Origin of the sequence: Streptomyces sp. NPDC101225 (assembly GCF_044767585.1) — a bacterium.
Classification (GTDB): Bacteria; Actinomycetota; Actinomycetes; order Streptomycetales; family Streptomycetaceae; genus Streptomyces.
On record NZ_JBIWOE010000007.1, the window covers coordinates 216,027 to 228,883 of the forward strand.

10 protein-coding genes are annotated in these 12,857 nt (G+C 72.1%); 8 read left to right on the forward strand and 2 right to left on the reverse strand.

The window, feature by feature from the left end; translation table 11 throughout:
• Positions 1 to 165: 165 nt before the first annotated feature.
• From ACIRPX_RS13250 to ACIRPX_RS13260, 3 genes are all read left to right on the forward strand, one after another.
• Entirely contained in the window at positions 166 to 1,068 is a 903-nt protein-coding gene (locus tag ACIRPX_RS13250; protein WP_404192613.1) for an alkaline phosphatase family protein, read from the forward strand.
• A 540-nt stretch (positions 1,069 to 1,608) separates the two neighbouring features.
• Positions 1,609 to 2,628, forward strand: a complete 1,020-nt coding sequence (locus ACIRPX_RS13255; RefSeq protein ID WP_404192616.1) for a TolB family protein — start codon at positions 1,609 to 1,611, stop codon at positions 2,626 to 2,628.
• A gap of 39 nt (positions 2,629 to 2,667) precedes the next feature.
• On the forward strand, positions 2,668 to 3,093 hold the full coding sequence (locus ACIRPX_RS13260; protein WP_404192619.1) for a VOC family protein: 426 nt from the start codon (positions 2,668 to 2,670) through the stop codon (positions 3,091 to 3,093).
• A gap of 95 nt (positions 3,094 to 3,188) precedes the next feature.
• Here ACIRPX_RS13260 and ACIRPX_RS13265 read toward each other — a convergent pair whose 3' ends face one another.
• Positions 3,189 to 4,550, reverse strand: a complete 1,362-nt coding sequence (locus tag ACIRPX_RS13265) for a glutamine synthetase family protein (RefSeq protein WP_393870222.1) — start codon at positions 4,548 to 4,550, stop codon at positions 3,189 to 3,191.
• 309 nt (positions 4,551 to 4,859) lie between these two features.
• Between ACIRPX_RS13265 and ACIRPX_RS13270 the strand changes: the two genes are divergently transcribed.
• A complete protein-coding gene (locus ACIRPX_RS13270) occupies positions 4,860 to 6,047 on the forward strand; it encodes a globin domain-containing protein (RefSeq protein WP_404192622.1) in 1,188 nt (395 codons plus the stop codon).
• A 229-nt stretch (positions 6,048 to 6,276) separates the two neighbouring features.
• Here ACIRPX_RS13270 and ACIRPX_RS13275 read toward each other — a convergent pair whose 3' ends face one another.
• Positions 6,277 to 6,711, reverse strand: coding sequence for an Rrf2 family transcriptional regulator (locus tag ACIRPX_RS13275; protein WP_404192625.1), 435 nt, complete (start codon positions 6,709 to 6,711; stop codon positions 6,277 to 6,279).
• A gap of 210 nt (positions 6,712 to 6,921) precedes the next feature.
• Between ACIRPX_RS13275 and ACIRPX_RS13280 the strand changes: the two genes are divergently transcribed.
• The 4 genes from ACIRPX_RS13280 to ACIRPX_RS13295 all read left to right on the forward strand — a co-directional run bounded on the left by ACIRPX_RS13280 (position 6,922) and on the right by ACIRPX_RS13295 (position 12,533).
• The gene (locus ACIRPX_RS13280) at positions 6,922 to 7,590 is read left to right on the forward strand and encodes a DUF3105 domain-containing protein (RefSeq protein WP_404192627.1); all 669 of its coding nucleotides are present in this window, start codon (positions 6,922 to 6,924) and stop codon (positions 7,588 to 7,590) included.
• Between the two features lies 1 nt (position 7,591).
• Positions 7,592 to 8,221 carry a DUF305 domain-containing protein gene (locus ACIRPX_RS13285; RefSeq protein ID WP_404192629.1) on the forward strand — a complete coding sequence of 210 codons (630 nt, stop codon included), beginning with the start codon at positions 7,592 to 7,594 and terminating at the stop codon, positions 8,219 to 8,221.
• A gap of 208 nt (positions 8,222 to 8,429) precedes the next feature.
• Positions 8,430 to 10,370 carry a protease pro-enzyme activation domain-containing protein gene (locus ACIRPX_RS13290; protein ID WP_404192632.1) on the forward strand — a complete coding sequence of 647 codons (1,941 nt, stop codon included), beginning with the start codon at positions 8,430 to 8,432 and terminating at the stop codon, positions 10,368 to 10,370.
• Between the two features lie 126 nt (positions 10,371 to 10,496).
• The gene (locus ACIRPX_RS13295) at positions 10,497 to 12,533 is read left to right on the forward strand and encodes an NAD(+) synthase (protein WP_404192635.1); all 2,037 of its coding nucleotides are present in this window, start codon (positions 10,497 to 10,499) and stop codon (positions 12,531 to 12,533) included.
• Positions 12,534 to 12,857: the final 324 nt, after the last annotated feature.

The following is a 12,857-nucleotide window of genomic DNA, read 5'->3' on the forward strand; positions in this document are numbered from 1 at the left end:
CGAACAGGCGGCCCAGCAGCAGTAGTTGACAGTGGAACGAGTCATCGGGGAGTAGTTCACCCGCTCTTCACCGGGCGGGTTGGGTGACGTGGGGAGGGGAAATCTTGGCGTGTGCATGCTCTGTCCGCACCGCCGCCCCCGCCCTTCCCCCCTCCGGAGGTTGATGTGTCCGGCAGCACCGCACGCTCCACCCCCTCCAGGTACCGCCGCGGCCGTACGGCGGTCGCCTCCGCACTCGCCTTCACGGCCGCGGCCGCCGGCCTGTGGAGCGGCCTCGGCGGCTCCTCGTCGGCCTCGTCCGGCGTGCAGGCCCCCGACCACGTGGTCGTCGTGGTCATGGAGAACCACGCGTACGGCCAGGTGATCGGCTCCTCCAGCGCCCCCTACATCAACTCGCTCAGGACCGGCGGCGCCAACCTCAGCCGGTCGTACGCCGAGACCCACCCGAGCCAGCCCAACTACTACGCCCTGTTCTCCGGCTCCACCCAGGGCGTCACCGACGACGGCTGCGTCACCCCGGGCTTCTCCTCGGCCGCCAACCTCGCCTCCGAACTGATCGCCGCCGGCCGGACCTGGGCCAGCTACAACGAGTCGCTGCCCGGCCAGGGCTCGACGACCTGCAGCAGCGGCTCCTACGCGCAGAAGCACAACCCCTGGTTCGGCTTCCGCAACGTGCCGACGTCGTCCGCCAGGACCTTCGCCCAGTTCCCGGCCGACTACTCCACCCTCCCCGACGTCTCCTTCGTCATCCCCAACCTGTGCAGCGACATGCACGACTGCTCGGTGTCGACCGGCGACACCTGGCTGAAGAACAACCTGGGCGCCTACGCCACCTGGGCCAGGACCCACAACAGCCTTCTCGTCGTCACCTTCGACGAGGACAACCGGCTCTCCGGCAACCGCATCCCGACGGTCCTGTACGGCCAGCCGGTGACCGCCGGGTCGAGCAGCGCCGGCACCTACGACCACTACGACCTGCTCCGGACGCTGGAGGACTCGCAGGGCCTGACGGCCCACGCGGGCAACGCCGCCTCCGCGTCCGACATCACGGGGATCTGGGCTCCCTGACATGGACCTGACGGACGGCCGCGCAAGCTCCCCCGCTGCGCCGGCGTCCGCGGACGGCCCCGTCCGGCCCCTCGCCGGGCGGCGCCGCGCCGCGGCCGCCCCCACAACCCTCACGCTCGCCCCTTTCGCCCCTTTCCGCCGGATCGGCCCTTCCGGTCTCGCCGGCCTGAGCACGGGCGTGCCGTCGCGGACGGCGACGGCCGTCCTCCCCCGGTGCCCGGCGGCGGGCCTCGGGCCGGCGCCGCCGGACCGCGGGCTCCTCGACGGGATCCGCAACGGCTGCCCGGCACGCGCCCGCCCGGCCTGCGACCGCCCGCTCGTGGCGGCCGACGCCGGCTCCGACTCCGGCTCCGGCTCCGGCTCCGGCTCCGGTCGAACGGCCCTCGTCCGGCCGCCGCTCGTACCCGCGCACCCGCCGACGCCCCTGCGCCCGGCCGCCCTCGTCCCACCCGCCGCCCTCGTCCCACCCGCCGCACCCGCCGCGCCCGCCGCTTCCGGCACCGCTCGCGACGCCGCTTCCGATCCCCGGGAGGCAGCCGCATGACCGTACGCAACCGCGTCCTGATCCTGCTGTCCGCCGTCCTGGCCCTCACCGCCGTCGCCGTGGCGTCGGTCCTGCACGCGTCGGCGCGCGCGGACCGCAGGAACCAGGCCCGGCCCGGCGGGCCCCGCGTGACCTCGGGGACGGTCACCCTCACCGCCCCCGGCCGCATGGTCTTCCGCAACCTGGCCTGGGGCCCGCACCGCGACGAGCTGGCGGCCGTCCCGGCGTCGGACCCGTCCGGCCCGCGCACCGCCTCCGGCGTCAAGTGCCTGCGTTTCCACGCCGCTTCGGGCACCGGCGTCTGCCTCCAGGCGGTGCACGGCGCGATGTCCGACACCTACCGCGCCCTGATCCTCGACGCGCACCTGAGGGAGAAGGGCCGCTACGCCGTCCCCGGCATCCCCTCCCGCGCCCGTGTCTCCCCCACGGGGCACTTCGCCGCGTGGACGGCGTTCGTCGGCGGCGACTCGTACGCGGGCACCGACTTCTCGACCCGCGCGGCCATCGTGGATGTGCGCACGGGCCGGCTGACGCCGTCCCTGGAGGCGTACCGCATCGTCAAGGACGGCCGCACCTACCGCGCGGCGGACGCGAACTTCTGGGGTGTGACGTTCGCGCGGGACGACCGCACCTTCTACGCCACGCTGGCGACGAAGGGCCGGACCTACCTGGTCCGCGGCGACCTGCGCAGACGCACGGTCACCACGCTGCACACGAACGTCGAGTGCCCGTCCCTGTCCCCCGACGGCACCCGCATCGCCTTCAAGAAGCGCGTACCGGGCCTCCCCGCGGACGCCCCCTGGCGGCTGTACGTCCTGGACCTGCGCACACTGCGCGAGACCGCGCTCGCCGAGTCCCGCAGCGTCGACGACCAGGCCGTCTGGCGCGACTCCCGGACCCTGGTGTACGCCCTGGCCGGCGACTACGGGGCCGACCTGTACGAGGTCCCGGCCGACGGCACGGGGGCGGCGCGGCGCATCGGCACGGCGGCGGTGTCGCCCGCGTATACCGGCTGACGGCGCGCCCGCGGGCGCCGGGCACGGCACAGTGGAGGGATGAGCGCAGACGACCGGAAGGCGATGGCCGGGGCGCGTGTGATGCCCCGGCTGCCCGCGAGCGACCTGGAGCGGGCACGGCGGTTCTACTCCGAGAAGCTCGGCCTCGACCCCGTCGACGAGCGGCCCGGCGGGCTGCTCTACCGGACCGGGGGCACGGAGTTCGTGGTGTTCCGGTCGACGGGCGCCTCACCGGGCACCTTCACGCAGATGGCCTGGGAGGTCGACGACCTCGACACCGTCGTGGCCGAACTCGGGCGCCGCGGCGTGCGGTTCGAGGACGTGGACGCCCCCGGCCTGCGGACCGTGAACGGCATCACCGAGGTCCAGGGCCACTACGCCGGCAAGGGCGCCCGCGCCGAGCGCGCCGCCTGGTTCCGCGACAGCGAGGGCAACCTGATGGGCATCGGCCAGCCCCTCCACTGACCCCCGGCCGGCGCACGGTCGGCCCCTGCCGCAGCCCGGCCCACCCACGCCCTCCGGCGTCCCCGCCTCCCACCGGGCGCCCCACACGAGCCCCGCTACAGCACCGGCAGATTCTTCCGCAGCTCGAACGCCGTCACCTCGGAGCGGTACTCGTGCCACTCCGCCTGCTTGTTGCGCAGGAAGAAGTCGAAGACGTGTTCGCCGAGGGTTTCGGCGACCAGGTCGCTGCGCTCCATCAGGGCCAGGGCCTCGCCGAGGTTCTGCGGGAGGGGCTCGATGCCCATGGCGCGGCGCTCGGCGTCCGAGAGGGCCCAGACGTCGTCCTCGGCGCCCGGCGGGAGTTCGTAGCCCTCCTCGATGCCCTTGAGGCCGGCCGCCAGCAGGACGGCGTAGGCGAGGTAGGGGTTGGTGCCGGAGTCGATGGAGCGGACCTCCACGCGCGCGGAACCGGTCTTTCCGGGCTTGTACATCGGGACGCGGACCAGGGCGCTGCGGTTGTTGTGGCCCCAGCAGATGTACGACGGGGCCTCGCCGCCGGCGCCGGCCGTGCGCTCCGAGCCGCCCCAGATGCGCTTGTAGGAGTTCACCCACTGGTTGGTGACCGCGGAGATCTCCGCCGCGTGCCGGAGCAGACCGGCGATGAAGGAGCGGCCGACCTTGGAGAGCTGGTACTCCGAGCCCGACTCGTAGAACGCGTTGCGGTCGCCCTCGAAGAGGGAGAGGTGGGTGTGCATACCGCTGCCCGGGTACTCCGAGAACGGCTTCGGCATGAACGTCGCCTGCACGCCCTGCTCCAGCGCCACCTGCTTCATGACCAGGCGGAAGGTCATGATGTTGTCGGCCGTGGAGAGCGCGTCGGCGTAGCGCAGGTCGATCTCCTGCTGGCCCGGGGCGCCCTCGTGGTGGGAGAACTCGACCGAGATGCCCATCGACTCCAGCATGGTGATGGCCTGGCGCCGGAAGTCCATGCCGATGTTCTGCGGGGTGTGGTCGAAGTAGCCGGAGTTGTCGGCCGGGGTCGGGCGGGTGCCGTCGAGCGGGCGGTCCTTGAGCAGGTAGAACTCGATCTCCGGGTGGGTGTAGAAGGTGAAGCCCAGGTCGGAGCCGCGGGTCAGGGCGCGCTTGAGGACGTAGCGCGGGTCGGCGAAGGACGGGGAGCCGTCCGGCATGAGGATGTCGCAGAACATGCGGGCGGTGCCGGGGGCCTCCGCGCGCCAGGGCAGGATCTGGAAGGTCGAGGGGTCCGGCTTGGCGATCATGTCGGACTCGTAGACCCGGGCGAAGCCCTCGATCGCGGAGCCGTCGAATCCGATGCCCTCGTCGAAGGCCTGCTCGAGCTCGGCCGGGGCCACGGCCACGGACTTGAGGAAGCCCAGCACGTCCGTGAACCACAGGCGTACGAACCGGATGTCGCGCTCCTCCAAGGTCCGGAGCACGAACTCCTGCTGCTTGTCCATCTTCCGCTTCCCCATCCTTGCTGGTCAGGCCGCCTGTCTCCCGGTCCCGCAGGAGGCGGTCGGGCACCTGAGCATGACACCACAACAGCATTTCATGCGCGTTGCCGACCTTGATCGATGCGGACGACGCGGGTCTGCATGCCTCGCATACGGCGGGTGCACGGCTCTGCTGCCCATCTTGCCTGCTCGGACCGGCATCCGTAATGCCCCGCCCCACCCCGCACGTGAGGAGCGCCACGGCACTTTAATTTGCATCTCAGATGCAAGTTTAACTAGCGTGCGGTGGTACCGAGTTCACGAGGAGCCCCGATGCTTTCCGAACCTGCCGCAGCCACCGTCCGCGCCACCCTGCCCGCCGTCGGCGCGTCGCTCGCCGAGATCACGGAGCGGTTCTACGCCGGGCTGTTCGCCGCCCGCCCCGAGCTGCTGCGCGACCTCTTCAACCGCGGGAACCAGGCCGCCGGCACCCAGCGCCAGGCGCTGGCCGGCTCGATCGCCGCGTTCGCGACGCACCTGCTGGAGCACCCGGACCGGCGGCCGGACGCGATGCTGTCCCGCATCGCCCACAAGCACGCCTCGCTGGGCGTCACGCCGGAGCAGTACGGGCTCGTCCACGAGCACCTCTTCGCCGCCGTCGCCGAGGTCCTCGGCGAGGCCGTCACCCCCGAGGTCGCGGCCGCCTGGGACGAGGTCTACTGGCTGATGGCCCACGCCCTCACCGCCCTCGAGAAGCGGCTGTACGAGGAGTCCGCCGAGACCGGCTGGCGGCGCTGGGAGATCGTGGAGCGGTTCACGGAGACCGCGGACGTGGCCACCTTCCGGCTGCGCCCGGTGGACGGCGGAGCGGTCGCGGGCTTCCGCGCGGGCCAGTACGTGTCGGTGCGCGTGGAGCTCGCGGACGGGGCCCGCCAGACACGCCAGTACAGCCTCTCCGGGGCGCCCGGCTCGGCGATCCGGCAGATCAGCGTGAAGCGGGTGCCCGGCGACGGCGCGGCGCCCGACGGCGAGGTCTCGAACCACCTGCACGCGCGCGTGCGGGAAGGCGACGTCCTGGAGCTGTCGGCTCCCTACGGCGACCTCGTCCTCGACGACAGCGACGGCACGCCCCTGCTGCTCGCGTCGGCGGGCATCGGCGTGACCCCGATGGTGGCCATGCTCGCGCGGCTCGCCGAGACCGGCCACCGCGGTCCGGTGACCGTCGTCCACGGCGACCGCTCCCCCGCGGACCACGCCCTGCGCGCCGACCACGCGGCCTACGCCGAGAAGCTGCCGGACGCCTCCACGCACTTCTGGTACGAGGCGGACGCGTCCCCGGGCACTCGCACCGGCCTCGTGGACCTCACCGGCGTCGCCGTCCCCGAGGGCACGCGCGCGTACCTCTGCGGCCCCCTGCCCTTCATGCGCGCGGTCCGCACCCAGCTCATCGAGAAGGGCGTCGCCCCGGCCGACATCCACTACGAGGTCTTCGGCCCCGACCTCTGGCTGACCCGGACCTGACCCGGACCCGAGCCGGAACCGACCCTGACCCGAGCCGGACCCGCCTCGGACCCGATCCGGACCCGGGCCGAGGCCCACGCCGGCATGGCGACACACCGGCATGGCGACACGACGACACGACGACACGGCGGGCCGCCGAACGGGACCCGGCACAGGAAGCCGGGACGGACCCGGTCGCCGTCCCGCAGGGGCTGCGGGCCCGGCGCCTTCGGAGAGGGTGCGGCCCGCCTCAGGGCACCCGCGGCATCCCCAGCAGCAACGCCCCCGTGGACCCGGCCACGATGTCCTCCACCGTCACCGGGTCCAGCGAGGCGAAGAACGCCTCCTGGGCGCGGCGGAGTTCACCGCGCAGGCGGCAGGCGGGGGCCAGGGGGCAGGGGGTGGCGCCCTCGCAGTCGACGACGTCGCCGTCGCCCTCGAAGGCGCGGACGACGGCGCCCACGGAGGCCGTACGGCCCTTCGTGGTGAGCGTGAGGCCGCCGCCCCGGCCGCGGCGGGCGCCGAGCAGCGCCATGTGCTGGAGTTCGGCCACCACCTTCGCCGCGTGGGTGTAGGGCACGTCCATGTCGGCCGCGACCTCACGGGTCGTGGGAGTGGCCTCACCGGCGACCGTGAGCCGCATGAGCACGCGCAGTGCGAGGTCGGTGGATCGGAGCAGCCGCATGAGCCCCAGGCTAAGTAATGCGCATCTCTGGTTCAACTTATCCGCCGGCCCGGCCGGCGGCCCGCCCGCCGGCCGGAACCTGACGGCTTCCTGTCGGTTTCTCGTCGGATTCCCGTCGATCCGGCCATTCCGGAGACCTGGCCGCGGGACGCCCCACCCGCCCCATTACCATCAGCGAACCCGACCGCCCCTCTCCCCGAAGGACACCCCATGGGCTCCGCCGACAAGAAGACCGGTGCGGCACGCAAGGCGCGCCTGGAGGAGATGCGGCGCGCCGAGCAGTCCCGGCAGCGGCGGAACCGGATCCTGACGGTCGCCGCGAGCGTGGTGGTCGTCGCCGGTCTCGTGGTGGGCGGCGTCTACGTCGTGAAGTCGCGGGACGACGGCAAGAAGGACACCGCGGGCGACGCCAAGGCCCAGAGCCCGGGACACTTCGTCACCGGCGCGGACGGCGTGCGCACCTGGACGGGCAAGCTGACCCGCAACCACGTGCGGACGACGGTGAACTACCCGATGCACCCGCCCGTCGGCGGCGACCACAACCCGGTCTGGCTCGACTGCAACGGCGACGTCTACACCAAGGCCGTGAAGGACGAGAACGCCGTGCACTCGCTGGAGCACGGCGCGGTCTGGGTGACGTACACCGACAAGGCGGCCAAGAAGGACGTGGCCACGCTCGCGGCGAAGGTCAAGCAGACGCCGTACTCGCTGATGAGCCCGTACCCGAACCAGTCCGCCCCGATCGAACTGTCGGCCTGGGGGCACCAGTTGAGCGTCGAGAGCGCCGACGACCCGAAGGTCGCCAAGTTCTTCGAGACGTATGTGCAGGGCAAGCAGACGCCGGAGCCGGGCGCCTCCTGCACGGGCGGGGCGATGTGACGTGAAGGCGTCCATCGGCTGGATCACCGGCGCCGCCGCGGCCGCGCTCGTCGCGGCCGGCGCGATCACCTACGCGGTCGCCGAGGACGGCGGCGGCTCCGCACCGGGCACACCCGCCGCCGGCTCCGCCGACGCGGGCTTCGCCCGCGACATGGCGGTGCACCACCAGCAGGCCGTCGAGATGTCGTACATCGTCCGAGATCGCACGAAGGACCCCGAAGTGCGGCGGCTCGCCTACGACATCGCGCAGACGCAGGCCAACCAGCGCGGCATGCTGCTGGGCTGGCTGGATCTGTGGGGGCTGCCGAAGGTGTCGGCGGGACCGCCGATGTCCTGGATGGGCATGGGCGGCATGCCCGAGCGCGGGGACGGCTCGCTGATGCCCGGGATGGCGACCGACACCGAGATGAGGAAGCTCGGCACCCTCGACGGCAGGCAGGCGGAGATCTTCTACCTCCAGTTGATGACGGACCATCACAAGGGCGGCATCCACATGGCCGAGGGCTGCGTCGCGAAGTGCGCCGTCGGCACGGAGAAGCGGCTCGCCCGGGGCATGGTGAACGCCCAGCAGTCGGAGATCGCACTGATGGCCGACCTGCTCAAGGAACGTGGCGCGCAGGCCCGTTCGTAACCGCATCGAACGAACGAAAGCCCCAAATCGCCCAACCTGACGGTTCCTTGGGCTTCTCTTGGCTTACGCATTCCCCTGGCATGAACGGTTCATCGTAAGAGTTGCCCCTATCGCTTGATCCACTGCCCGCGCCTCCGCCGCGGTGCGGGGCCACAGGGACCGGCGACGACCGACCACACATGCGAAGAACCGCATCGCAGGGGGTTCTATGAGATCCAACCGCGCCACGATGCGTGCCGCGAGCATGGCAGCGACACTGCCCATGATCGCCGGCGCGCTGGCGCTCGGCATACCCGCGGCGCACGCCGCGGACAACCCGGGCCGTCACGCCCTCGCGGGCACCAAGCCCACGTGGGCGACGGCCAAGGCGGACAAGGGCGCGACGTCCGACGGCGCCCAGGTCTCCGCCCGGGTCTACCTGGCCGGCAAGGACGCGGCGGGCCTCGCCGCGTACGCGAAGGCCGTCTCCGATCCGAGCTCGGCCTCGTACGGCAGGTACCTCAGCGCCAAGCAGGCGCAGTCCCGCTACGGCGCGACCAAGGCCCAGGTGGCCGCGGTCACGTCATGGCTGAAGTCCGCGGGCCTGAAGGTCACGGGCGTCACGCAGCACTACGTCTCCGTCAGCGGTGACGTGGCCGCCGCCGAGAAGGCGTTCGGCACCCAGCTGCACAACTACACCAAGGGCTCCAAGACGTATCGCGCGCCGTCGAAGACGGCCTCGGCGCCCGACAGCCTCAAGGGCGCCGTGCTGACCGTCACGGGTCTGGACAACGCGCCGCACAAGTCCAGCCACCACGACCAACTGCCGCCGCCGGAAACCGTGTTCCGCAACGCCGGGCCGTTCTCCTCGTACTACGGCTCGAAGATCGCGAAGACGCTCCCGGACGCCTACGGCCAGAAGGTCCCGTACACGGTCAAGGGCTACACGGGCAAGCAGCTGCGCGCCGCCTACGGTGCGGGCAAGTACACCGGCAAGCACGTCCGTGTCGCCATCACGGACGCGTACGCCTCGCCGTCCATCGCCTTCGACGCGCAGACCTACGCGATGAAGCACGGCGACGCCACCTGGAAGACCAGTCAGCTCCACCAGGTGCTGCCGAAGAAGTACACCAAGGTCAACGAGTGCGGCGGTGCCGGCTGGTACGGCGAGGAGACCCTCGACGTCGAGGCCGTGCACGCGGTCGCGCCGGCCGCGGACGTCACCTACGTGGGCGCCGCGTCCTGCTACGACGACGACCTGCTCGACTCGCTCAGCAAGATCGTCGACAAGCACCTGGCCGACATCGTCTCCAACTCGTGGGGCGACATCGAGGCCAACCAGACGCCCGACCTCGCGGCCGCCTACGACCAGGTCTTCCAGTTCGGCGCGGTCGAGGGCATCGGCTTCTACTTCTCCTCCGGCGACAACGGCGACGAGGTCGCCAACACCGGTACGAAGCAGGTCGACACCCCGGCCAACTCCGCCTGGGTGACGGCGGTCGGCGGTACCTCGCTGGCCGTCGGCAAGCACAACAAGTACCAGTGGGAGACCGGCTGGGGCACCGAGAAGGCTTCGCTGTCGGCCGACGGCAAGAGCTGGGTGAACTTCCCCGGTGGGTTCGTCTACGGCGCGGGCGGCGGCACCAGCCGGACCGTCTCCGAGCCCTACTACCAGAAGGGCGTCGTCCCGGACTCGCTGGCCACGGCCAACAACGCGGCCGGCAACCGCGTCGTCCCGGACATCGCGGCGATCGGCGACCCCAACACCGGCTTCCTGGTCGGCCAGACCCAGACCATGCCGGACGGCAAGACGCTGGCGTACAGCGAGTACCGCATCGGCGGCACCTCGCTCGCCGCGCCGGTGATCGCGGGCATCCAGGCCCTGGCCCAGCAGGCGGGCGGCGGCAAGGCGATCGGTTTCGCCAACCCGTCGATCTACTCCAAGTACGGGTCGAAGGTGTACCACGACGTCACGGACAACCCGACCGGCTCCGGCCTGGCGGTCGTCCGCGTCGACTACGTCAACGGCTACGACGCCACCGACGGTCTGGCCACCTCGGTCCGCTCCCTCGGCAAGGACAGCTCGCTGTCCGCCGTCAAGGGCTACGACGACGTCACCGGCGTGGGCACGCCCGCGAACGGCTACGTCACCTCGTACAAGCGGCACTGAGGCACCGCCGGCAACGGCAGCCTGAGGGGGCGCGGGGTGGTCTCACCCCGCGCCCCTTCGCCGTGCCCGGACCGCCCCCTCCCCCCGCGCCCCGGATTGTGTCGCTCTGACGATTACACTGGGCGTGTGCCTGAATTGAACTTCTGGTCGATCTATCAGCATGGCTTCGCGCGCGTCGCCGCGTGCACGGGCCACACCGTCATCGCGGACCCGCCCGCCAACGCCGCGGCGGTCCTGCGCCACGCGCGCCGCTGCTCCGAGGAAGGCGTCGCCGTCGCGGTCTTCCCCGAACTGGTGCTGTGCGGCTATTCGATCGAGGACCTGCTGCTCCAGGACCCGCTGCTCGACCAGGTCGAGGCGGCGCTGCGGGACGTGGTGGCCGGGTCGGCCGGACTCCTGCCGGTGCTGGTCGTCGGGGCCCCGCTGCGCCACCGCAACCGGATCTACAACTGCGCGGTGGTCGTGCACCGCGGCCGCGTCCTCGGCGTCGTGCCCAAGTCGTACCCGCCGTACTACCGCGAGTTCTACGAGCGCCGGCAGATCGGCGACGGCGCCGACGAGCGCGGCGGCTCGATCCGGATCGGCGGCGAGAGCGTGCCGTTCGGCGTCGACCTGCTCTTCGCGGCCGCGGACGTCCCGGGCCTGGTGCTGCACGCGGAGATCTGCGAGGACATGTGGGTGCCGGTGCCGCCCAGCGCCGAGGCCGCCCTCGCCGGTGCGACCGTCCTGGTCAACCTCTCCGGCAGCCCGATCACGGTCGGACGGGCCGAGGACCGCAGGCTGCTGTGCCGCTCGGCGTCCTCCCGCTGCCTCGCCGCGTACGTCTACGCGGCGGCCGGCCTCGGCGAGTCGACCACCGACCTGTCCTGGGACGGCCAGGCCATGGTGTACGAGAACGGCGCGCTGCTGGCGGAGACCGAGCGCTTCCCGCTCGGCGACGAGTACGCGGTGGCGGACGTGGACCTCGACCTGCTGCGGCAGGAGCGGATGCGGATGGGCACGTTCGACGACAACCGCCGTACGCACAAGGCACGGACGGACGACTTCCGCACCGTCTCCTTCGTGCTCGACCCGCCCCTCACCGACCTGGGGCTGCGCCGTCGCCTGGAGCGCTTCCCGTTCGTGCCGGCCGACGCCGACCGGCTCGCCCTGGACTGCTACGAGGCGTACAACATCCAGGTCGAGGGGCTCCAGCAGCGCCTCGCGTCCATCGGCGCCCCGAAGGTCGTCATCGGGGTCTCCGGCGGTCTGGACTCCACGCACGCGCTGATCGTCGCCGCGCGCGCGATGGACCGCGCGGGGCGCCCGCGCAGCGACATCCTGGCCTGGACCCTGCCCGGCTTCGCCACCAGCGACCACACCAAGGACAACGCGCACAAGCTGATGAACTCGCTCGGCGTCACCGCCGCCGAGCTGGACATCACGCCCACGGCGCGGCTGATGCTCCAGGAGATGGGCCACCCGTTCGCCTCCGGCGAGCCGGTGTACGACGTCACCTTCGAGAACGTCCAGGCCGGGCTGCGCACCGACTACCTGTTCCGGCTCGCCAACCAGCGCGGCGGCATCGTGCTCGGCACCGGCGACCTCTCGGAGCTGGCGCTCGGCTGGTCCACGTACGGCGTGGGCGACCAGATGAGCCACTACAACGTCAACGGCGGCGTGCCGAAGACACTGATCCAGCATCTGATCCGCTGGGTGATCAGCAGCGGTCAGTTCGACGACGAGACCGGCAAGACGCTCGCGGCGATCCTCGACACCGAGATCAGCCCGGAGCTGGTGCCGGGCGACGAGATGCAGTCGACGGAGTCGAAGATCGGGCCGTACGCGCTGCACGACTTCACGCTCTTCCACGTGCTGCGCCACGGGTTCCGGCCGTCGAAGATCGCGTTCCTGGCGTGGCACGCGTGGCACGACGCGGAGGGCGGCGCCTGGCCGCCGGGCTTCCCCGACGCGAAGCGGGTCGCCTACGACCTCGCCGAGATCCGTCGGTGGCTGGAGGTGTTCTGCCGGCGGTTCTTCGCGTTCGCGCAGTTCAAGCGGTCGGCCATGCCGAACGGGCCGAAGGTTTCGGCCGGGGGGTCGTTGTCGCCCCGGGGCGACTGGCGGGCGCCTTCGGACGGTTCGGCGACGGCCTGGCTGGCGGACCTGGCGCGGTTCGACTAGGGCGTGTTTCGAAAGTGGCGTCGTCCGCCCGCAGGGCGGGCCCGGCGGCGTCTGGTGCGTGCGATCGCAAGGCGGAGGGTCGCTCCGATACTGGATGTATCGGGGTGATCCCGACAACGCGGCTGGGGGCGCCCCCTCTGGGGGAGTGCGTGCCAGGCGTCGCCGGGCAGGCGGGACTTTCGCAACACGCCCTAATGCTGGCCGACGGGGGTGGGGGGGGGCGGCCCCCCCCCCCCCCCCGCCCCCCCGGCCCCCCCCCCCCACACCCCCCCCCCCCCCCCCCGCGCCCCCCCCCCCCCCCGCCCCCGCGCCCCCCCCCCGCAC